The 22,109-nt window shown below is 59.9% G+C and carries 18 protein-coding genes; 6 read left to right on the top strand and 12 right to left on the bottom strand.

Translation table 11 applies throughout. The annotated features are described in order from the left end of the window. Positions 1–115 precede the first annotated feature (115 nt). Positions 116–925 (bottom strand): ABC transporter substrate-binding protein, encoded by an 810-nt coding sequence (locus I6L44_RS05845; protein ID WP_216953541.1) that lies wholly within the window; start codon positions 923–925, stop codon positions 116–118. 358 nt (positions 926–1,283) lie between these two features. On the opposite strand from I6L44_RS05845, the gene I6L44_RS05850 reads away from it, so the two are divergent. Next, the gene (locus I6L44_RS05850; RefSeq protein ID WP_216953542.1) at positions 1,284–2,690 is read left to right on the top strand and encodes a DEAD/DEAH box helicase; all 1,407 of its coding nucleotides are present in this window, start codon (positions 1,284–1,286) and stop codon (positions 2,688–2,690) included. 113 nt (positions 2,691–2,803) lie between these two features. Here the strand turns inward: I6L44_RS05850 and I6L44_RS05855 are convergent, their stop codons facing one another. The 5 genes from I6L44_RS05855 to cra all read right to left on the bottom strand — a co-directional run bounded on the left by I6L44_RS05855 (position 2,804) and on the right by cra (position 7,438). Beyond that, positions 2,804–3,070, bottom strand: a complete 267-nt coding sequence (locus tag I6L44_RS05855) for an MAPEG family protein (RefSeq protein WP_254204263.1) — start codon at positions 3,068–3,070, stop codon at positions 2,804–2,806. A 100-nt stretch (positions 3,071–3,170) separates the two neighbouring features. Further along, positions 3,171–3,734, bottom strand: coding sequence for a hypothetical protein (locus I6L44_RS05860; RefSeq protein ID WP_216953543.1), 564 nt, complete (start codon positions 3,732–3,734; stop codon positions 3,171–3,173). Positions 3,735–3,878: 144 nt separating this feature from the next. After that, a complete protein-coding gene (locus I6L44_RS05865) occupies positions 3,879–4,544 on the bottom strand; it encodes a hypothetical protein (RefSeq protein ID WP_216953544.1) in 666 nt (221 codons plus the stop codon). A gap of 154 nt (positions 4,545–4,698) precedes the next feature. Next, on the bottom strand, positions 4,699–5,892 hold the full coding sequence (locus tag I6L44_RS05870) for an aromatic amino acid transport family protein (RefSeq protein ID WP_216953545.1): 1,194 nt from the start codon (positions 5,890–5,892) through the stop codon (positions 4,699–4,701). A 559-nt stretch (positions 5,893–6,451) separates the two neighbouring features. Beyond that, positions 6,452–7,438 (bottom strand): catabolite repressor/activator, encoded by a 987-nt coding sequence (gene cra, locus I6L44_RS05875; protein ID WP_021230150.1) that lies wholly within the window; start codon positions 7,436–7,438, stop codon positions 6,452–6,454. Positions 7,439–7,734: 296 nt separating this feature from the next. On the opposite strand from cra, the gene fruB reads away from it, so the two are divergent. The 3 genes from fruB to fruA are packed head-to-tail and all read left to right on the top strand — an operon-like array spanning position 7,735 to position 11,545. Further along, positions 7,735–8,835 (top strand): fused PTS fructose transporter subunit IIA/HPr protein, encoded by a 1,101-nt coding sequence (fruB, locus tag I6L44_RS05880; RefSeq protein ID WP_167567260.1) that lies wholly within the window; start codon positions 7,735–7,737, stop codon positions 8,833–8,835. Further along, positions 8,835–9,824: a 1-phosphofructokinase gene (pfkB, locus tag I6L44_RS05885; RefSeq protein WP_216953546.1), complete on the top strand. Its 990-nt coding sequence runs from the start codon at positions 8,835–8,837 to the stop codon at positions 9,822–9,824. Before fruB ends, pfkB begins: the two co-directional genes overlap by 1 nt. Next, positions 9,821–11,545 carry a PTS fructose transporter subunit IIBC gene (gene fruA / locus I6L44_RS05890; RefSeq protein WP_216953547.1) on the top strand — a complete coding sequence of 575 codons (1,725 nt, stop codon included), beginning with the start codon at positions 9,821–9,823 and terminating at the stop codon, positions 11,543–11,545. Before pfkB ends, fruA begins: the two co-directional genes overlap by 4 nt. Positions 11,546–11,646: 101 nt before the next feature. On the opposite strand, the gene I6L44_RS05895 is transcribed toward fruA, so the two are convergent. Beyond that, positions 11,647–11,898 carry a DUF1289 domain-containing protein gene (locus tag I6L44_RS05895; RefSeq protein WP_216953548.1) on the bottom strand — a complete coding sequence of 84 codons (252 nt, stop codon included), beginning with the start codon at positions 11,896–11,898 and terminating at the stop codon, positions 11,647–11,649. Between the two features lie 149 nt (positions 11,899–12,047). Here I6L44_RS05895 and mltA point away from each other — a divergent pair, with 149 nt between their 5' ends. Further along, positions 12,048–13,199, top strand: a complete 1,152-nt coding sequence (gene mltA, locus I6L44_RS05900; protein WP_216953549.1) for a murein transglycosylase A — start codon at positions 12,048–12,050, stop codon at positions 13,197–13,199. A gap of 117 nt (positions 13,200–13,316) precedes the next feature. Here the strand turns inward: mltA and yfaE are convergent, their stop codons facing one another. The 5 genes from yfaE to ubiG form a co-directional block, all read right to left on the bottom strand. Next, entirely contained in the window at positions 13,317–13,640 is a 324-nt protein-coding gene (gene yfaE, locus I6L44_RS05905; protein WP_021230069.1) for a class I ribonucleotide reductase maintenance protein YfaE, read from the bottom strand. Further along, a complete protein-coding gene (gene nrdB / locus I6L44_RS05910) occupies positions 13,637–14,770 on the bottom strand; it encodes a class Ia ribonucleoside-diphosphate reductase subunit beta (protein ID WP_216953550.1) in 1,134 nt (377 codons plus the stop codon). The genes yfaE and nrdB overlap by 4 nt, the downstream gene beginning before the upstream one ends. A gap of 80 nt (positions 14,771–14,850) precedes the next feature. Continuing rightward, the gene (nrdA, locus tag I6L44_RS05915; protein ID WP_216953551.1) at positions 14,851–17,118 is read right to left on the bottom strand and encodes a class 1a ribonucleoside-diphosphate reductase subunit alpha; all 2,268 of its coding nucleotides are present in this window, start codon (positions 17,116–17,118) and stop codon (positions 14,851–14,853) included. Positions 17,119–17,740: 622 nt separating this feature from the next. Next, entirely contained in the window at positions 17,741–18,436 is a 696-nt protein-coding gene (locus I6L44_RS05920) for an HAD family hydrolase (protein ID WP_216953552.1), read from the bottom strand. After that, entirely contained in the window at positions 18,436–19,152 is a 717-nt protein-coding gene (gene ubiG, locus I6L44_RS05925) for a bifunctional 2-polyprenyl-6-hydroxyphenol methylase/3-demethylubiquinol 3-O-methyltransferase UbiG (protein WP_040065603.1), read from the bottom strand. Before ubiG ends, I6L44_RS05920 begins: the two co-directional genes overlap by 1 nt. 197 nt (positions 19,153–19,349) lie before the next feature. Between ubiG and gyrA the strand changes: the two genes are divergently transcribed. Next, positions 19,350–22,097, top strand: coding sequence for a DNA topoisomerase (ATP-hydrolyzing) subunit A (gene gyrA, locus I6L44_RS05930; RefSeq protein ID WP_216953553.1), 2,748 nt, complete (start codon positions 19,350–19,352; stop codon positions 22,095–22,097). The last annotated feature ends 12 nt before the right edge of the window (positions 22,098–22,109 follow it).

Genomic DNA, 22,109 nt, shown 5'->3' on the forward strand with positions numbered 1-22,109 from the left:
TGCACATCGACTGATCGCACCCTGTTCAGGGTGCTGGTTCGTCAACCAAATCAAAGGCGACCTTCGGGTCGCCTTTGTTCTTATGCTCTGCGGTACTTCTATCACTCGTCGGTTATCAAGAGTGATCAGCGTCCTGCGGATCGGTATCGAGACGGCAGTTGGGGGGAGAGAACTTCCCATGGTGTTTGGGCATAGCGTGAATGGCCTCGTTGACCTTGAGGAGCTGCTCTTCGCTCATGCTGTTTTTGGCAAACATCAGGCTGACCGGCTGGTGGTGCAGCAACAGCTGACAACTGATAAACCCCTCGGCGCCCAATTGGGAGAGCCGATAGCGTGCATATTGCCACTCCATAATGATGCCATCGAGACGGCGGGCCAGCAGCAGTTCGATTAGTCGATCATCGGCATTGTACTCGGTCGCCCCCTTGAGGGCAGGACACTCGTCCATTTGATGAATGGGGCGAGTACCGCGCAGTTTGCCAATTTTGAGATCCTTGTTGTGGCACAGTTTGGACAAGGTATCGAGCTTTCCCCAGCGATCCTGATGGCCTGGAATCGGGTTATTACTCAACAGCACATAGGCGCTCTGGCGATAGGGTGCAGAGAAGCGGGCATACTTCTGCCGCTCCGGTAGTGGTAGTGCGGCCATCGCCACATCCAGCTGATCGTGCTCCACCAGATGGAGTGCCCGCGCCCAGGGGATCTCACGAAATTTGGGGGCAAAGCCCGCCTGGGTGAGGATCTGGCGAGTCAGGCTGACATCCAGCCCGTCCAGCTCACCCCGGTTGTTGATTTGACTGAAGGGGGGCCAGTGGCTCCAGGCCACGGTCAGGGTCTGACTGGCCTGCAGGGAAGGGGTCAGCAAAAGCAGCAGCAGGCAGAGCTTGGCCTGCCAGTTGCCGTGGGGACGATATTGCGTGCTCATAGCTTAACCTCGTTATTCTGCTTTTTGTTCTCTGCTATCCCGTGCGCCTGCGACCCGCGCATCACGATGGCGGGACAGGTAATAAGTTGTCAGTTAATAGTGTGGTGCGTGCTTCACTGGTCAACGGGATTATTCGGTGGAGAGCAGAGGGCTTTTCTGTGCGTGCTGGGAGGAGCATCACATTTTTCTCGTTTATCCGGCACAACTCCGTTAGACTGCGCCCCTATTCTTTCCCCTTTGCTCTGCTCCCCGGGGAAATCGTTGTGTTCTCAACAGGCCCGAGTCTGGCGAGATGGCATCGGCTCAGCAGAGGAGCCCCATCCCGGATTGTCGGCGCCCCTATCCCTAGCAGGTAACTATGAGTTTTACTTCCCTCGGTCTGGCCGAACCCTTGTTGCGTGCCGTTGCCGAACAAGGCTACGACACCCCGTCTCCCATTCAGCAACAAGCGATCCCCGCCGTTTTGGCTGGCCGCGATCTGATGGCGGCGGCCCAAACAGGGACCGGCAAGACCGCAGGCTTTACCCTGCCGATGCTGCAACGTCTGATGGAGAGCAAGCGCAAGGTCTCTCCGAACCGCGTCCGTGCGCTGGTACTGACCCCGACGCGCGAGCTGGCCGCCCAGGTGGGCGAGAGCGTGCGCAACTATGGCAAGCATCTGCCCCTGCGCAGCCACGTGGTATTTGGCGGCGTGAGCATCAACCCGCAGATGATGGCGACTCGCCGTGGTCTGGACGTGCTGGTGGCCTGTCCGGGCCGTCTGATCGATCTCTACAACCAGAACGCCGTCAAGTTTGACGAGGTGGAGATCCTGGTACTGGACGAAGCGGATCGCATGCTCGACATGGGCTTTATCCGCGACATCCGCCGCATCCTGACCCTGCTGCCGAAGAAGCGCCAGAACCTGCTCTTCTCCGCCACCTTCGCCGATGAAATTCGCGAGCTGGCCACTGGCCTGCTGGACAACCCGGCTGTCATTGAAGTTGCCCCGCGCAACAGTACCGCCGAGCGTATCGAGCAGCTGGTGCACCCGTGCGACAAGGCCAACAAGATTGCCCTGCTGAGCCACCTGATCTCCAGCAACAACTGGCAGCAGGTGCTGGTCTTTACCCGTACCAAGCACATCGCCAACCGCGTTGCCGAGAAGCTTGAAAAAGACGGCATCAGTGCTGCCGCCATTCACGGCAACAAGAGCCAGGGCGCCCGTACCCGCGCGCTGGCCGGTTTCAAGGATGGCAGTGTGCGCGTGATGGTGGCGACCGACATCGCGGCCCGTGGCCTCGATATCGACAAGCTGCCGCAGGTAGTGAACTTCGAGCTGCCGAACGTGGCGGAAGATTACGTGCACCGTATCGGTCGTACCGGTCGTGCCGGCGCGGCCGGTCACGCCATCTCCCTGGTTGCGGCCGATGAAGGCAAACTGATCAAAGCCATCGAGCGTCTGACCAAGCAGAACATCCCCTGCGAGCAGGTGGCTGGTTTTGAAGCCTCCCGCGAGACCCTCGACAACATCGCCCGTGGTATCGGCGCGCCGCTGCGCAAAGAGCCGCGCGATCCGAGTGAGCAGCGCCGTGCACCGCGTCAGCAAGGTCAAGGCCAGCGTCAAGGCGCCGGTCGCTCCGGCAATGGCGCCGGTGCTAACGGTGGTGGCAATCGCACTGGCAACGGCGGCAAGCCCAAGCCGCAAGGTGGTCAGCGTCCGGCTGAGGGCACTGGCAAACCGGCTCAGGCCCGTCGTCCCCGTCGCGCCAGCCATAACCAGTAAGGGCAAGGAGAGCCACTCTCCCACCCTGATCGGTTAAACGAAAAGCCCTGCCATATCGGCAGGGCTTTTCTATTTCTGCTTCTGCAGATCCGCGTTTGGCTGACCTGCTCTGATCAGGAGAGCAGGGCGGTGATCAGGAGACAGGCCGCACTCAGCAAAATGACGGTGAAAGTCAGCCCCATTCCCACCACCCGATAGCGGAAATGCTCCGGTGTGCGGCTCATGCCGAAGGCGTGACAGAGGCGACCAAGCAGCAGGGCACTCCCTAGCAGATGAACCAGCCAGGGGGCATGGCTGCCGGTTTCGACGAAATAGATGAGCAGCAGGGCGAGGGGGACATACTCGGCAAAGTTGGCGTGCACCCGCATGGCCCGCAGCATGGCGCCCAAAGCACCCTTGCCGGATAAAAAAGCCCCGCCAGTCTGGCAGGGCTTGTTGTCTGGTTTTAGGTGGCGTGCTCTGTCAGCTGCACTTCGCCAGTCAGGCGCCGTAGGGGAGAGAGGAGTGGTGCAGCACGATGCGCACCTTGCCATCATCCCCCTTCTTGAAACCCCAGCTCTTGTCGACCGTGGTCTCCTTGTTGTCGCGATCCACCAGATGCACCTTGCCCATGGTCAGCGCCATGTTGCCGTTGATATAGACGGCGGCATTGTCATAGCGGTAGCTCTGCCAGTTTTTCAGGGCAAAGCCGCTATCTGCCGGATAGGCGCTGTTGTTGCCGACAAAATAGGCCAGCGCCCCCTCGCGGGTGGTGCGAAAGGTCTGCTCACCACCGGCGAGGGTAGGTTTGAACAGTACCGGCCCCTGCTGGTAGCCATAAGCGCTGTCGAGTACCGCCTCGGCGGTGGCTTTGGCGCGCTCAATGCCGCCGGCCCGATAGTCATCGCTGATCTTGATGAGCGCCGCGCCCCAGGCATCCTGCGCCGCCTTGATGTCGGCCTCGGTGATATTGTTGTTGGTGATTTCGGCCGCGCTGAGGGCGCCGCTGGCTGCCAGCAGAGCAAGGGCAAGGGCAAGGGAACTCTTCGTGAGATGCAACATCATTGTTTTCAGGCTCCTGAAAGCGATAAACGAGGGGGCAGTGTAGCGAGCGGGCATGAACGGGTTTTGAACTGTCCGTTCAGGCTTCGGTGGCAAAAAAGATTGTATAAAACACGGTTCTTGGCGGTTTGTTCTGTGGTGCCCCGATCAGCGGATGGGGGTCAGCAGGGCCGAGAAGTAGCGCTCCTGCATCTGCTGCCAGCGGCCGCTCGCTATCAGCTGCTGCTGGGATTGGACAAGGGCGGCGATATCGGCCTGGCGGCTCTTGTTGAGGTAGAGATAAACCTCGATATCGGAGACCCGTTTCCATGGTGCGGCAAGGGGGGATTGATTGGTGGGCAGTAGCCGGATCACCCAGTCGGTTCTGCCGCGCTGGAGCAGGGCGAGACCCTGCTTCTCATCGTTGAACCAGACGATGCGTCGACTGTCGAGATAGCGGCTGCACCACTGAATGCCGCGCAGGCAGCCAACCCGCTCCTGACTGGCGGGTGGCCAGCTGGCGTCCTGCTTGCTCTGGGCATAGATGGTCACTTCGCCAATCGCCGTGCCGACCGGGATCATATGCGGATGGGTCTGCTCAAAGCCCTTGATCCGGGCGATATCGCCAGCGATGGTGCTATCGGAATCAAGCAGCTTTTTGCAGCGGGCGCTGGTACAGGGGATAAAGGTAAAATCGACCCTGGCCTTGCCAAACCACTCCTCATAGAAGGGGCGCAGCAGGGGGATATATTCCACGGGCGCCGCCAGAGTCAGGGGCGCGCCCTGGGCAATCGAGTTCAGGCAAAACAGCAGCCACCAGCCAGCCCACTTCATACCTTGCTCCCCACTCCATTGCATATGGAAAAAGCGTAGCTGAAACGTCCTTTATCCCTCTTGTGCGAGGAGGGAATGGGCAGAATCATGGCAGCGTTGATAGCACAAAGCCCCGCCAAGTTAATTGGCGGGGCTTTGCTTTCAGTATCGGGGATTACAGCGCGGGCAGCAGCCCCATGCTGACGCTGATCTGGACGCCAACAATCAGCACGCCCATGGCGGCGGCCACTCCCAGCGCCACTACGCCACCCGGGGCGCGGTAGTGGTGGGCAGGCGCCTGCTTGCGGCTCTGCCATACCAGCGCCACCGGCAGCAGTACCGCGAGGATCGCCAGCGCAATGGCAGCGTAGCCGAGGGCCATGATAAAGCCCTGCGGGAAGTAGAGGGCAAACAGCAATGGCGGCACAAAGGTGATGAGGCCAGTCTGAGTGCGGCCCTGCCAGTTGTCCTTGCGGAGGGTTGCCTTGGCCATAAAGTCGAACAGCCCCAGCGTTACCCCGAGGAAGGAAGTGGCGAGTGCCAGATCTGCAAACAGGTGCATCGCCTGATTAAACGCAGGCCAGCTCACCAGCTTGCCGACGTTGGCCAGCAGGCTGTCCAGCGCGCCGCCGGTTTGCAGCAGGGCTTGCTGGCCGAGCAGACCGAGGATCGCCACCTGCCACAGCACGTAGAGGATCAGCGGCAGGGCTGAGCCCCAGACAAAGACCCGACGCAGCTGTTTTGGGCAGTCACCGAGGTAGAGCATCACGCTCGGAATGGAGCCGTGAAAGCCGAACGAGGTGAAGATGACCGGCAGGCCCGCCAGCAACAGGCCCTGACCCAGCGGCATCGAGAGCAGATGCTGCCCTTCGGTGCGGGGCAACAGCAACGCCAGCACCACCACCATGATCACCAGTTTGACGGTGAACATCAGCCGGTTGAGGTAATCCACCGAGCGGGTGCCGACACAGACCATGCCGCCAAACAGCAGAGTAAAGGCCCAGGCAGCCTGCTCCTGGCTGAGAGTCATGCCCGCATCGGCCAGCGCCTGTGCCAGCAGGCTGCTGCCACCGCTGATGTAAGCTGAGGCCAGCGAGTAGAACAACATCAGGATACAGAAGGAGGCGATGCGCTTGCCCCAGGGGCCGAGCAGATGGTCCGCCAGTTGGTGCAGGTACCACTTGCCGGTGGCAAGGCTCGCTTCCACCTGCAGCATGGCGGTGAAGGTCATCAGGGCCCAGAGGCCGACCATCAACATCAGGGTGGCGGGGCCGCCGAGGGACGAGGAGGCCAGCGGCAGGGCCAGCATGCCGGCACCTATGGTGGTGCCGGCAATCAACAGGGTACAACCCAGGGTTTTGGTATTCATGTTATCCATCCGAACGTAGCGGTGTCAGTGCAAACAGGCGATGCCAGCAGTGACGTCAACAAGAGGGGGCTAATTGGCGTTATCAGAAGGTGCCTCCGGTGATAGGGCCGGAGGCTAGCAATATCGGAACGGGAACATCTGTACCTAAAACCTGTCAGTTGTAAAAGATGGTTGCCAAGTTAGCGGATCAAAATAGCGGAAACAACCTCTTTTATACGGATCTTGTGCTGGCTTGTGGCAATAAGTGGAAATAAATGATGACAGCGGTAGCTAATTGAAGAAAAAAGCACCAAAAAAATGACTGGCAGGGGCTCATTGATACAGGTCAGCCAAGTGGTTACTGCACGGATGGGGGAGTGCCTTGTCGTGGCGTTGGCGTTTAGTTGTGGGGTGAAAGGAGTGTGGAGGCCAGTTGTTTAGTCGGCCAGACGGTAGAGAAAGCAAAGCGGGCGGGTAGGGTTGTGGGGGAAAACAATAAGGCTGCCGATGCTGGCAGCCTTATTGTCATCTGTTCGCTTTACCCACCCATTGACAGCAAATCGGGTCTGCAGCGGTCAGGTTAGCGACGGCGCTTGAGGGTGCGGCTCACATAGTGCAGCCCGCTCTGGTAGTCGCCATTGACCGCCTTGAGCGCTAGCTCCAGCGCCTGACTCGCCAGCGCGTCGTGCTGCTGGGGCAGGGAGTTGATGCCAAAGGGGAGGAAGTCGAGCAGCCGATCGTCCCCGAAGGTAGCCATGGCGAGCTGGCTCATATCGATCTCTTGCTCCAACAGGTAGTCGAGTACCCCCTCCATCAGGATATAGGAGGTAGTGATTAGCGCTTCGGGCAGTTGACCCAGCTGCTGGTGCAGATCTTTGATCAGGCGATACCCCTCAAGGCGAGAGAAGTGATCCCCCTCGCACAGATGGCGAGCCGCGCTGTGACTGGCGACCGCCTGCTCGAAACCGGCTTTGCGCTCCTGACTGATCGTGAGTGCCGGCAGCGCGGTGATCAAGGCGATATGGCGCAGAGTCGGGGTGAGCAGGGAGCTGGTGAGATCAAAGCTCGCCTTCTCGTTTTCACTGGCGACGGTGACAAACTTGTCGGCGGCCATCGCCCGGTCGATGGCGAGGATCTGGCTGCCTTGCGCCTGCAATTTACCGTAGAAGGGGTCGTCCGGCGGCAGGCAACTGGCCACCAGCAGGGCGTCCACATGGCGGCTCACCAGCATCTGGGCCAGCTCTTTTTCTGTGGCGGGCTCATCTTCCGAGCAGACGATGAGCAGCTGATATCCCTGTGCCCGGGCCCCCTGTTCCAGCCGTTTGGCCAGTTTGGCGTAACTGGCGTTCTCAAGGTCGGGCAGGATAAAGCCGAGGGTCTTGGTTTGGCCGCCGCGCAGGGAGGCGGCGCGGCTGTCCGGCTGATAGTTGTGGGCGGTGACAACGGCCATCACCTTGTCGCGGGTGGCCTGACTGATGCGGTATTGGTCGGCCTTGCCATTGATCACATAGCTTGCCGTGGTGCGCGAGACACCGGCGAGGGCGGCGATTTCATCCAGTTTCATCATATTGGCTCTGTTTGAGTTGCAAGGCCCACGGTCACTGCCGGGTGAGGGCACCGAAAAGTGTGCGCGGGATCATATCATTGAAAAGCACTCTTTGTGGGTACTTGATCAATTCGCTGAAACGATTCAGTCTGAGTGTAAGTGAAACGATTCAGCCTGTCAGCAACGAAGAGACCCAGTGGCCTGAAAATCAGGCTCCGATCACAGTCAACCGTGTTCGGGTCTATTGTCAGCTGGCGAGTTACCCGAATGTTCAATTGTGACGTACCGGCGCGGCCGGAACCTGATGGAGAGTCTCTATGTTGAAGTTGGCGCGAGAGCAGATCTTGCTGGGGCAGTCGGTGGCGACCAAGTCGGACGCCATTGCCCTGCTGGCAGGCAAACTGACCGAAGCCGGTCTGGTGGAAGCGGGCTATGTGGATGGGATGCTGGCCCGTGAAGCGCAGCATGCCACCTATCTTGGCAGTGGCATCGCCATTCCCCACGGCACCACCGATACCCGTCATCTGGTGAAGAGCACAGGCGTCATGGTGGCCCAGTTCCCCAATGGTATCGAGTGGGATGAGGGGCAGATCGCCTATGTCGCCATCGGCATCGCCGCCAAGTCCGACGAGCATCTGGGCATTTTGCGCCAGCTCACCCATGTGCTGGGTGACGAGCAGGCGGCAGCTCAGCTCAAAGAGGCCACCGATGCCGACACCATCATCAACATCCTGACTGGCGCCACTGCCGCCAAAGAGGTGCAATACCTGACCCTGGCTGACTTCCCGGCCGATGATCGCGATCAACTGCTGCTGGGAGCAGCCGCCCGCGCCAAATCGGCGGGCTGGGGCGATGCCGCCATGGTGAGCGCGCTGCTGGCAAGCGATCCCGCCTATCTGGGCGAGGGCATCTGGCTGGCCCGGGCGCAAGCGGCCCAGACTGGCTGGGTGTTGGCAACGCCCAGCAGCGAACTTCGCGCAGGGGAGCTGCCGGTCAGCGCCATGCTACTGCTGTGCGCCGCAGATAGCGGCCATCTGCCGCAGCTGGAGAATCTGGCCAAACTGGCGGCTGCTGGTCAGCTGGCGACGCTGGCGGGCGGCGAGGGACTGGCCATGCTGCAAGCAGGCCCCGCGAGCGGTCTTTCCGAAACCTTCACCATCATCAATCCCCACGGCTTGCACGCTCGTCCCGGCGCCATGCTGGTCAAGGTGGCCAAAGAGTTTGAATCCGACATCCGGGTGGCCAATCTGGATGGCAGCGGCGAAGCGGTTTCCGCCAAGAGCCTGATGAAAGTGATCGGTCTTGGGGTCAAATGCGGGCACCGTCTGGCGTTTCGCGCCGAAGGGGCTGATGCCGAAGCGGCTCTCAAGGGGATCGGTGAGGCCATCGCCGCTGGTCTCGGCGAGGGGGCGCATTAATGAAGATTGTTACCATCACCCTCAATCCGGCCCTTGATCTCACTACTCGCCTCGAGGCGATGAGCCTCGGTGAGGTCAATCTGGTGAGCGAGGCCAACCTGCGTGCCGCAGGCAAGGGGATCAACGTCGCCATGGTGCTCAAGGACTTGGGCCGCGAGGTGGGCGTCACCGGCTGGCTGGGCGCAGACAATGAGCAGAGCTTTGTCTCCCTGTTTGCAGAGCGTGCGCTGGATGATCACTTTGTCCGTGTCGCGGGCAGCACCCGCATCAACGTCAAGATTTCCGAGCAGTCCGGTCGGGTCACCGATCTCAACTTGCCGGGGCTCACCATCCAGCAAGGGGAAGTGTGCGCGCTGGAGCAGGCCATCGACAAATTGGCACCTCACGCCGAGTGGTTCGTGCTGGCGGGCAGCCTGCCCAAAGGGGTGGCCCCCGATTACTGCGCCCATCTGATCCGCCTGCTCAAGGCCAAGGGCAAGCAGGTGATCTTCGATTGCAGCGGTGCGGCGTTAAGCGAAGGGATCAAGGCGGCGCCGACCCTGGTCAAACCCAATCTGGAGGAGCTGAGCCAATGGGCTGGTCGCCCCATCAAGACCCTGAGCGAGCAGGCCGAGTGTGCCCGCGCGCTGCAGGCGAGCGGGATCCCCAACGTGGTGATCTCCAACGGCGCCGATGGCCTCATCTGGTTTGCCCCAGATGCCGTTTGGCACGCCATTCCGCCGCGGATGCAGGTGGTCAGCACGGTTGGTGCTGGCGATTCTCTGGTGGCAGGTCTCGCCCATGGTCTGAGCCTTGGCTGGGCGCCGGAGCAGACCCTGCGGCTGGCCACCGCCGTCTCGGCATTGGCGGTCAGTCAGGTGGCGGTCGGCTTTGACGATATCAATGTGCTCAACCCTTTACTTGAACAGGTGCGCGTAGAGCGTCTGGATGCGCTGGCACCGGTTCAGTGCAATACCCCCTCAATGGAAAACTCAGGAGATGCCCAATGAAAGCAATCTTGGTTACGGCTTGCCCGGCGGGCATTGCCACCAGCTTTCTCGCTGCAAAACGGATAGAACAGCAGGCCAAACTGGCTGGCTGGGAACTCACCCTCGACGTCGGCTCCAGCGTGCAGCCCCGCCAAGTACCGAGCAAGGAGCAGATTGCCGCCGCCGATCTGGTGCTGGTTGTCGCCAGTGCCCCGGTGGATCTCGCCGCCTATGATGGCAAGCGAGTCTATCAGGGCAGCATGGATCTCGCCCTGCAGGATCCGGCTGCCTTGCTGGAAGCAGCCACCAGCGGTGCCAGCGTCTATCGTCATCAAGCCGCGCCTGCTGCCGCCAAATCGGTCGCCGCTGGGAAGCGCATCGTGGCAGTGACAGCGTGCCCGACTGGCGTTGCCCACACCTTTATGTCGGCAGAAGCGCTGGAGACCATGGCCAAACAGCTGGGTTATCAGATCCGCGTCGAGACCCAAGGCTCGGTCGGTGCCCAGAACGCCCTGACCGCCGAGGAGATTGCATCCGCTGATCTGGTGTTCCTCGCCACCGATATCGAGGTGGACATGGCTCGTTTCGACGGCAAGCTGGTCTATCGCACCAGTACCGGTGCGGCACTGAAGAAAACCCGTGCCGAGTTGGGCAAGGCGTGGACCGAGGCGAAAACCTATCGTCACAGCGGTGCCAGCCAGCCCAAGAAAGAGGAAAAAGCTGGCCCCTACAAGCATCTGCTGACCGGTGTCTCCTTTATGTTGCCGATGGTGGTGGCGGGCGGCCTGATTATCGCGCTCTCGTTCGTGTTCGGGATTGAGGCGTTCAAGGTGGAAGGCACTCTGGCCGCCGCTCTGATGAAGATCGGTGGCGGCTCTGCCTTTGCCCTGATGATCCCGGTGCTGGCCGGTTACATTGCCTACTCCATCGCTGACCGCCCGGGTCTCGCTCCCGGCATGATCGGCGGCATGCTGGCAAGCTCGCTGGGCGCCGGTTTCCTTGGCGGCATCGTCGCCGGTTTTCTGGCCGGTTACAGTGCCAAATACCTGAGTGACAAGGTGCGCCTGCCGACTACCCTGGAAGCGCTCAAGCCGATCCTGATTATTCCGCTGTTTGCCAGCCTGTTTACCGGCCTGGTGATGATCTACGTCGTCGGTGGCCCTGTGGCCGGTATCATGAATGCCATGACCGAGTTCCTCAACAACATGGGCTCTGCCAACGCTGTGCTGCTGGGTGTCATCATCGGTGCCATGATGTGCTTCGACATGGGTGGCCCGGTCAACAAGGCAGCCTACGCCTTCGGGGTCGGCCTGCTGGCCTCCAAAACCTACGCCCCCATGGCTGCCGTGATGGCCGCCGGCATGGTGCCGGCGCTGGGGATGGGGATCGCCACCTTCCTGGCCCGCGCCAAGTTCATCAAGGCGGAACAGGAAGCGGGCAAGGCCTCCTTCGTGCTGGGTCTGTGCTTTATCTCCGAGGGGGCCATCCCGTTTGCCGCCAAGGATCCGATGCGGGTCATCCCGGCCTGCATGGTCGGCGGCGCCCTGACCGGTGCGCTCTCCATGCTGTTCGGTTGCGAGCTGATGGCTCCCCACGGCGGTCTGTTCGTGCTGTTCATCCCGCACGCCATCAGCAATGTCATGATGTATATCGTGGCCATTGCAGCAGGCTCGCTGCTGACCGGTGTCTCCTACGCCATGCTCAAGCGCGGCGAAGAGCAGGCCAAGCTGGCCACGGCATAAGCCTCGCCACCCGGCAAGACGTCATAACCAAGAGCGGCCTGTGGGCCGCTTTTTGTTTTGTCGGGAGGATAGGTAACCTGTGAGGGGAAGATAGGGAGTGGTTAAAACTCCCAGCCTTGTTGTTCTGGCAACTGGGGTTGCGCTCCTTCCAGCGCTTTGCGCCTCGCAGCCTCAACCCGCGCCTTGCGGGCGCGACACAGACGCATTACATCCTGTTGCTGGGCCGGGCTCATTTTCTGCCAGTTGAAACGCTCCTCGCGATTGCGCAGGCATCCTTTGCAATAGCCCTTGTTGTTCACCTCGCAGACCCCGATACAGGGGCTCTGCAACGGGAATATTTCGAGCTGTTCCATCCATTACCTCGCATATCCTGTCACCTTGTTATAACCCAGCATCCTCCCTTTGGAGAAATCTCTCTTCAAGTGATTGATGTCGTTTGCTTTCCCCCTGCAAATTTGGCATCTTGCCGCCGAGCAGGACTCTTGGTGTTAAATGAGGACATATGAACAAACACGGATTCTGGCTGACCGCGATAGTGCTGGGGTTGGCCGGGTGTGCGGGTAACTCTGACAAAGCAGAGGTGCCAAAAAAACAGACTGATGACAGATGTTTTCTCAACTGCGAGGTGCCGGAAAATCTGGGCAAGCAGTATCTGGACGGTACCTTGCCGGGGGATCTGGTGCGGGTCGAGCGGGTCAACAGTCGTGCCAGTGCCGATTACAGCAAGTTTGGCCCCCAGAGTCGCATTGTCATGCAGCGTTCAGGGCGGATGGCGAGCCGTTATGGTGAACTATATCGTCTGCTCTCCCGCTGGGTAGCGAACGGCGGCAATCCGGCCGACATCACCCGTTACGGCATCAGCCTGGCCCAGCTGGGCGGTGCGGATCGGATGGGCAACGTGCTCTTTACCGGCTACTACTCGCCGGTGCTGGAGGTGCGTCACCGCCCGGATGCCGAGTATAAGTACCCCATCTATGCCATGCCCAACTGCGGCAGCCGTTGTCCGACCCGGGCACAGATCCACCAGGGCGCCCTTGCCAACCGCGGGTTGGAGCTGGGTTACAGCAAATCCCTTATCGACAACTTCCTGATGGATGTGCAGGGATCGGGCTTTGTTCACTACGGTGACGACGATAGGCTGCAATATCTGGGTTACAGCGGCAAGAACGGCCACGGCTATGTGAGCATTGGCCGGGTGCTGATTGACCGCGGTGAAGTGCCCAAGGAGCAGATGTCGATGAAGGCCATCAAGGAGTGGGCCAACCAGCAACCTGAGCACAGGGTCAAGGAGCTGGTAGAGCAGAACCCCTCCTATGTCTTCTTCGAGCGTCGCCCGACTAATGATGTGATCGGTGCCGCCGGTATCCCGCTGCTGCCGCTGGCGGCCGTCGCTGCCGACAAGACCCTGCTGCCGATGGGTACCCCGATCCTGGCCGAAGTTCCCTTGCTCGATAAAGAGGGCAACTGGACCGGCAAGCACCAGCTGCGCTTGTTGATTGCGCTGGATGTGGGCGGGGCGGTGAAGAAGGGTCACCTCGATCTCTACCACGGCATGGGTGAGAAGGCAGGTGTCGCGGCCGGTCACTACAAGCACTTTGGCCGTGTCTGGAAGCTGGGCCTGCACCACGGGCCGACTGCTGCCCCCTGGTTGTAATACTCTGAGGGTTTGGGCGTCTGTAATCGGGCGCTCGAGCAATGTGAAGAGACAAAGAAAGCCGCCGGATTGCTCCGGCGGCTTTCTATTTTGTGAGAGTGGCAGCTGGTGGCGGTGTCAGCTCTTCTGGATATCCAGCCGGATGGCGCCGACCGGTTTGCAGCAGCAGGGGAGACACTCCCCTTGGGCGACAAATGCCAGCGGCACATTGGGGTAGTGCACCTTGCCAGCCATCAGCGGAGTGCGGCAAGCGCCGCAATAGCCGCTGCGACACTGGAACTCCACATGATGACCATGGCGCTCCAGGGTCTCCAACACGCTTTCGCCGGGATGGGCGTGCAGCACGGCACCATCCCGGGTATGTACCCGTGGTGCCACGACCGCATGCTGTTCGGCAGGTGCGTGCGGGGCAGGGGTCAGCGTGTTGGTGGCGTCACTCACAGCTCGAAATCACCCAGGTCGTCGGCATTGACTTCGCTGTCGATCTGACCCACCAGATAGGAGCTGACCTCCACCTCTTGCGGGGCGACCTGCACGTTATCGGACGACAGCCAGGTGTTGATCCAGGGGATCGGGTTTTGCTTGGTGCCGGCAAAGGCTGGCTGCAGGCCGACCGCGGCCATCCGCAGGTTTGTGATGTACTCGACATACTGGCAGAGGATGTCTTTGTTCAGGCCGATCATGGAGCCTCCCTGGAACAGGTACTCGGCCCACTCTTTCTCTTGAATGGCGGCCTCTTTGAACAGGTCGAAACAGGCTTGCTCGCACTCCAGCGCGATCTCGGCCATCTCCGGGTCGTCCTGACCGCTGCGCATCAGGTTCAGCATGTGCTGGGTGCCGGTGAGATGCAGCGCTTCGTCGCGGGCGATCATCTTGATGATCTTGGCGTTGCCTTCCATCAGTTCACGCTCGGCGAAGGCAAAGGAGCAGGCGAAGCTGACGTAGAAGCGGATTGCTTCCAGCGCGTTGACGCTCATCAGGCAGAGATAGAGCTTCTTCTTGAGCTCGCGCAAGGTGATGGTCACCTCGCGGCCAGCGACGGTGTGGGTACCTTCACCATGCAGGTTGTAGAGCGCGGTCGCTTCGATCAGGTCGTCGTAGAAATGGCTGATGGAGCCGGCGCGCTTCAAGATCTGCTCGTTGGTCACGATGTCGTCGAACACCTGGGCGGGGGTGTTGACGATATTGCGGATGATGTGGGTGTAGGAGCGAGAGTGGATGGTCTCGGAGAAGGCCCAAGTCTCAATCCAGGTTTCCAGCTCCGGAATGGATACCAGCGGCAGCAGGGCCACGTTGGGGCTGCGGCCCTGAATGGAGTCCAGCAGAGTCTGGTACTTCAGGTTGGAGATGAAGATGTGCTGCTCGTGCGGCGGCAGGGCCTGATAGTCGATGCGATCACGGGAGACATCCACCTCTTCCGGGCGCCAGAAGAAGGAGAGTTGCTTTTCGATCAGCCGCTCGAACACTTCGTGCTTTTGCTGGTCATAACGGGCTACGTTGACCGATTGGCCAAAAAACATCGGCTCTTTGAGCTGGTCGTTTTGGGTTTGGCAGAAAGTTGAATAGGCCATGGTTACCAGAATGTCTGTATGGAGAAAACAGGAGAGCGGGAGCTTGTCGCTCCCGCCCGGTTATCAGATCTTGCCGTGACTTAGATTTTGCAAGCCCCGCCAGCACAACCGTCATCTTGCAGGTCGGTCTGGGTGTCGTCTGCACCATCACGGGTGTTGTGATAGTAGAGGGTCTTGAGGCCGTATTTGTAGGCGGTCAGCAAGTCCTTCAGCAGCTGCTTCATCGGCACCTTGTTGCCTTCGAAACGGGCCGGATCGTAGTTGGTGTTGGCGGAGATCGCCTGATCCACAAACTTCTGCATGATACCGACCAGCTGCAGGTAGCCGTCAACGCTCGGTTGCTTCCAGAGCAGTTCGTATTGATCTTTCAGGCGATCATACTCGGGCACTACCTGTTTGAGAATGCCGTCTTTGGACGCCTTGACCGAGACCAAACCGCGCGGCGGCTCGATACCGTTGGTGGCGTTGGAAATCTGGCTGGAGGTCTCGCTCGGCATCAGGGCGGTCAGGGTGGAGTTGCGCAGACCCACGGATTTGATCTCTTCGCGCAGGCTTTCCCAATCCAGATGCAGCGGCTCGTTGCACAGCGCATCCAGATCCTTCTTGTAGGTGTCGATGGGCAGGATGCCCTGGGCATAGGTGGTCTCGCCAAACAGCGGGCAGGGGCCGAATTCGCGGGCCAGCTGCACGGAGGCTTTCAGCAGGTAGTACTGGATCGCCTCGAAGGTGCGGTGAGTCAGCGCCAGACCGGAGCCATCAGAGTAGCGGGCACCGTTCTTGGCCAGGTAGTAGGCGTAGTTGATGACGCCGATACCCAGAGTACGGCGACCCATGCTGCCCTTCTTGGCGGCGGCAATCGGGTAGTCCTGATAGTCGAGCAGGGCATCGAGGGCGCGCACGGCCAGATCCGCCATCTCTTCCAGATCTTCCAGTTTGTCGATGGCACCCAGGTTGAAGGCAGAGAGGGTGCACAGAGCGATCTCGCCGTTCTCGTCGTCGATGTTGTTGAGCGGCTTGGTCGGCAGCGCAATCTCGAGGCAGAGGTTGGACTGGCGTACCGGCGCCACGCTCGGGTCGAACGGGCTGTGGGTGTTGCAGTGATCCACGTTCTGGATGTAGATGCGACCGGTACCGGCACGCTCTTGCATCATCAAGGAGAAGAGGTCTACCGCTTTCAGGGTCTTCTTGCGAATGGCCGGATCCTGCTCGTACTTGACGTAGAGCTCTTCGAACTTGTCCTGATCGGCGAAGAAGGCGTCGTACAGACCCGGCGCATCGGACGGGGAGAACAGTGTGATGTCACCGCCCTTGATGAGGCGCTGGTACATCAGCTTGTTGATCTGCACGCCGTAGTCCATGTGACGAACACGGTTCTCTTCCACGCCGCGGTTGTTCTTCAGCACCAGCAGGCTTTCCACTTCGGTGTGCCACAGCGGGTAGAACAGGGTGGCCGCACCGCCGCGAACGCCGCCCTGGGAGCAGCACTTCACGGCAGTCTGGAAGTATTTATAGAAGGGGATGCAACCGGTGTGGAACGCTTCGCCACCACGGATGGGGCTGCCAAGACCGCGGATGCGACCGGCGTTGATGCCGATACCGGCGCGCTGGGAAACGTAACGCACGATGGAGCTGGCGGTGGCGTTGATGGAGTCCAGGCTGTCGTCGCACTCGATCAGTACGCAGGAGCTGAACTGACGGGTCGGGGTGCGCACGCCGCTCATGATCGGGGTCGGCAGCGAGATCTTGAAGGTCGAGACCGCATCATAGAAGCGCTTGATGTAGTCCAGACGGGTATCTTTCGGATACTTGGAGAAGAGGCAGGCCGCTACCAGAATGTAGAGGAACTGCGGGCTCTCGTAGATCTCGCCGGTGACGCGGTTTTGTACCAGGTACTTGCCTTCCAGCTGCTTGACCGCCGCGTAGGAGAAGTTCATGTCGCGCCAGTGATCCATGTGCGCGTTCAGCTCTTCGAATTCAGCCTGGGTGTAGTCTTCCAGCAGGTGTTTGTCGTACTTGCCCATGTCGACCAGACGAGCCACGTGCTGGTAGAGGTGGGGCGGTTCGAACTGGCCGTAGGCCTTCTTGCGCAGGTGGAAGATGGCCAGACGGGCGGCCATGTACTGGTAGTCAGGGGTCTGCTCGGAGATGAGGTCAGCCGTCGCCTTGATGATGGTTTCGTGAATGTCGGCGGTACGGATACCGTCATAGAACTGGATGTGGGACTTGAGCTCTACCTGGGAGACCGACACGTTGTCGAGCCCTTCGGCGGCCCAGTCCAGCACGCGGTGAATTTTATCCAGATCGATGGGTTCTTTGTGTCCGTTACGCTTCGTCACAAACAAGTTCATTGGCTGATGACCTTCAGTTGATTCCCGAAAAACCATCGCACAATGGCGCCACCCAGGCTCCGGCGGTGTGCGGGAGTTGGGTAGAGATTGTGCGATGAATCACAAGATGTAGTGTTATTTTAAGTTCGAGCTACAAGATAGTGAGGTCAGCCCGCCATTGCAATGTGTGGATAAGTGACGAGCTGTGGATAAATTGTGAGTCTTGCCCCATCAGTTAGTGACCGCTCACAGTGAGCGGGTTTTCATTCGTCCGCTCCGCTAAAAGCAAGTCTCCCGATCGAAGATGGAAAATTTAAATAACTTTTTTTGCTTGCGAAACGGGGGGCTTTTTACTAGCAAACGGCGGCTGATTATCCCTTATGCAACAAGGGTCAAAAGCTGTCCAGTTGTCGCAGCCGCGGGCTCAGCGTGGCAAGGGCTTTGCATCAGATGACGGTGGTTTGTGGCCGTTTTGTGATGGTTGCGAGCTTGTCAAATGGGTATCCAACAGGCAGAAAGCTGCCTTTATTATCCATGAATAGACGAGTGATGGTGGCGCAGGACGCAGGAGCGTAAAGGAAGAGATGCAAGGGCGAAGAGTCTCTTCGCCCCGTTATCGCATATCAGCCGGTAAGGCTGCGCGTTACGCCTTGGCCGTAAACTCATAGCGCAGCCAGTGGTGCAGGGCCTGCACGGTATCAAACTGCAGATCGGCGCCCCACTGTGCGGGATCTTCCTCATCATTGAGATAGCCCCAGCCAGCGACCGCAGTGCGCATGCCGGCATTGCGGCCTGCTTCGATATCCCGCACATGATCCCCCACATAGAGGCAGTGAGCCGCCTCGACCCCCAGCTTCTCGCAGGCAAAGAACATGGGGGCGGGGTCGGGCTTGCGTACTGGCAGGGTATCGGCACTGACGGTGACGCCGCAGCTGGCGAGCTGTGGCAGGGCCGCCAGCAGCGGCTCGGTGAGAAAGCCCGGCTTGTTGGTGACGATGCCCCAGGGGAGCTGTTTCTCGTCGAGCCACTCGATAAGATCCACCATTCCTTCATAGGGGCGGGTACCGACGCAGAGATTGGCCGCGTAGTAGTCGAGCAGGGCATTGCGCAGGCGCGTGGCCCCCAGCTCTTCAAGCAGTTCATCGCCGAGGCCCGCTTTCAGCAGCCCGAGCGCTCCGTGGGAGGTGGTCTGACGAATGATGTCGTCAGAGAGCGGCGCAAAGCCTTCGCTGATCAGCACGTGGTTGACGGCGGCACCCAGATCCGGGGCTGTGTCGAGCAGGGTGCCATCCAGATCGAACAGCACACCGCGCAGGGGAAGAGGGTGAGAGGCACTCATCAACCGTGCTCCGGGCGGACAAACTCCACCATATAGTTGACGTCGACATTTTTGCCGAGCTTGAACTGGTTGGTGAGGGGGGCGTAGTGGACGCCGCTCATGTCCCGCACCAGCAGGCCAGCTGCTTCCCCCATGCGACACAGTTCGGCCGGGGTGATGAATTTTTTGTGATCGTGGGTACCCTTGGGCACCATCTTCATCAGGTATTCGGCCCCGATGATCATCATCAGATAGGATTTGGGGTTGCGGTTGATGGTGGAGACAAACACCCGGCCGCCCGGGCGCACCAGGGTAGCGATGGCGCGCAGCACGGAGGCGGGGTCCGGCACATGCTCCAGCATCTCCATGCAGGTGACCACGTCATACTGGCCCGGCACTTCGGCGGCATGGGCTTCGGCGGTGATCTGGCGGTACTCGAGCTCGACACCCTGTTCCAGGGCGTGCAAGCGGGCGACGCCGAGGGGCTCCTTGCCCATGTCGATGCCGGTGACCTTGGCGCCACGGCGGGCCATGCTCTCGGAGAGAATACCGCCACCACATCCGATATCGAGCATGCGCTTGCCAAACAGACCGCCACTTTTGTCGGTGATCCAGTCAAGGCGTACCGGATTGATTTGATGCAGGGGTTTGAATTCACCTTCCATGTCCCACCAGCGGGAGGCGATGGCTTCAAACTTGGCGATTTCTGTCAGATCGACATTGGCATCACTGTTCATTTTTCGAAGATCCTGTGGCAGGGCGCCCGCTTCTGAGTCATGGGCGCAATCTATTGTCCTGGCGGGCATTATAACGGACGGACTTTGTCACACCAGCCCGATCTGATCCCGATTTGTGGCTTAAGGTATTTGGCTCAGTGTGTTACCATGTCGCGCTGTTTAAGCCAAAGAACAACTAATTAGGGATAAGGCTTTCTATGAGCGATCTGGCCAGAGAGATCACGCCGGTCAACATCGAAGAAGAGCTCAAGAGTTCCTATCTTGATTACGCCATGAGCGTGATCGTAGGACGAGCTCTGCCGGATGTGCGTGATGGCTTGAAACCGGTTCACCGCCGCGTTCTGTTTGCTATGAACGAGTTGGGGAACGACTGGAACAAGCCCTATAAAAAATCGGCCCGTGTGGTCGGTGACGTAATCGGTAAATATCACCCGCACGGCGATAGCGCTGTGTATGACACCATTGTCCGGATGGCGCAGGATTTCTCCATGCGTTACATGCTGGTCGATGGTCAGGGCAACTTCGGTTCAGTCGACGGCGACAGCGCCGCGGCGATGCGTTATACCGAAGTGCGGATGGCCCGCATCTCCCACGAGCTGCTGGCTGATCTGGACAAAGAGACAGTGGACTGGGTGCCGAACTATGACGGCACCGAGATGATCCCGGCGGTCATGCCTACCAAGGTTCCCAACCTGCTGGTCAACGGCTCCTCCGGTATTGCGGTGGGCATGGCGACCAACATTCCGCCTCACAACCTCACCGAGATTGTCAATGGCTGCCTGGCGCTGATCGAAAACGGCGACCTCACCATTGACGAGCTGATGACCTACATCACCGGCCCGGATTTCCCCACCGGCGGCATTATCAACGGTCGTTCCGGCATCGTGCAGGCGTACCGTACCGGTCGTGGCTCCATCTATGTGCGGGCCAAAGCTGAAGTTGAAGTGGACGAGAAGACCAGTCGCGAGACCATCATCGTTCACGAGATCCCCTATCAGGTGAACAAGGCTCGACTGATCGAGAAGATCGCCGAGCTGGTCAAAGAGAAGAAGATCGAGGGCATCAGTGCCCTGCGCGATGAGTCTGACAAAGACGGCATGCGCATCGTTATCGAGATCAAGCGCGGCGAGTCCGGCGAGATTGTGCTGAACAATCTCTACAAGCACACCCAGATGCAGACCACGTTCGGCATCAACATGGTGGCGCTCGATAACAACCAGCCCAAGGTGATGAACCTTAAAGAGATCCTGGATGCGTTCCTGCTGCACCGCCGTGAAGTGGTGACTCGCCGGACCGTGTTCGAACTGCGCAAGGCGCGGGATCGGGCGCACATTTTGGAAGGTCTGGCGGTTGCGCTGGCCAACATCGATCCCATCATCGAGCTGATCCGTCACAGCGCGACCCCGGCCGACGCGAAAGCGGGCTTGGTTGCCAAGGGCTGGGAACTCGGCAACGTGGCCGCCATGCTGGAAAAAGCGGGCGACGACGCGGCACGGCCCGAGTGGCTGGAGCCCGAGTTCGGTATCCGTGAAGGTCAATACTTCCTGACCGAACAACAAGCCCAGGCCATCCTTGACCTGCGTCTGCACAAGCTGACCGGCCTTGAGCACGAGAAGATCCTGGAAGAGTACCAATCTCTGCTGGACCTGATCGCCGAGCTGCTGCACATCCTGGCGAGCCCGGCTCGTCTGATGGAAGTGATCCGCGATGAACTGCTGGCCGTGCGCGAGCAGTATGGCGACGAGCGTCGCACCGAGATCAGCATGTCCAGTGCCGAGATCAACATCGAAGATCTGATCACCCCGGAAGATGTGGTGGTTACCCTGTCTCACCAGGGTTATGTGAAGTATCAGCCGCTCTCCGACTACGAGGCCCAGCGCCGCGGTGGTCGTGGCAAGTCGGCCACCCGGATCAAGGAAGAGGACTTTGTGGAGCGTCTGCTGGTGGCCAACACCCACGACACCATTTTGTGCTTCTCCACCCGTGGCAAGGTCTACTGGCTCAAGGTTTACCAGCTGCCGGAAGCATCCCGTGGCGCCCGTGGTCGTCCGATCATCAACCTGCTGCCGCTGGAAGAGGGTGAGCGTATCACCGCTATCCTGCCGGTGAAGGAATATGACGCCGAGAAGTATGTCTTCTTCGCCACCGCCAACGGTACCGTGAAGAAGACCAGCCTCTCTGACTTCAGCCGTCCGCTCTCCTCCGGTATCCGCGCCATCAACCTCAAAGAGGGCGATGAGCTGATCGGGGTGGATATCACCGACGGCAGCAACGAGATCATGCTCTTCTCCGACGCGGGCAAAGTCGTTCGCTTCGCCGAAGGCAGCGGTCGCGCCGATGCGGATGCCAGCGATGAGGTCGAAACCGACGATGATGCTGGCAACGACGATGATGGCAGCGACAACGGCGAAGGCACCGAAAGCAAGGGCACCTTCAAGGGCGTGCGTCCGATGGGTCGTACCGCCGCCGGTGTCCGTGGCATCAAGCTGGGCGCCGGTGACAAGGTGGTTTCCCTCATCGTTCCGCGCGGCGAAGGTGCCATCCTCACCGCCACCGAGAACGGTTACGGCAAGCGGACTGCGTTGGCCGAATACCCGACCAAGAGCCGTGGTACCCAGGGCGTTATCTCCATCAAGGTGGATGAGCGCAACGGCAAGGTGATCGATGCGATCCAGGTCGAAGATACCGACCAGATCATGCTGATCACCAACGGCGGCACCCTGGTGCGTACCCGTGTTGCCGAGGTGAGCGTCATTGGCCGTAACACCGGCGGTGTCCGTCTGATCCGTACCGGTGAAGACGAGACCGTGGTTGGCCTGCAGCGCATCGCCGAGAGCGACGAAGACGAGAACGACGCACTGGCTGTTGACGGTGAGGTATCTGAAGGTACCGATACCGCGACCGGCACTGATGCGGTCGATGCAGGGGAAGCGGGCGACGAGTAATCGTCATCAGTT

The sequence above is a fragment of the Aeromonas sp. FDAARGOS 1414 genome (genome assembly GCF_019047065.1).
Taxonomy (GTDB): domain Bacteria; phylum Pseudomonadota; class Gammaproteobacteria; order Enterobacterales; family Aeromonadaceae; genus Aeromonas; species Aeromonas veronii_A.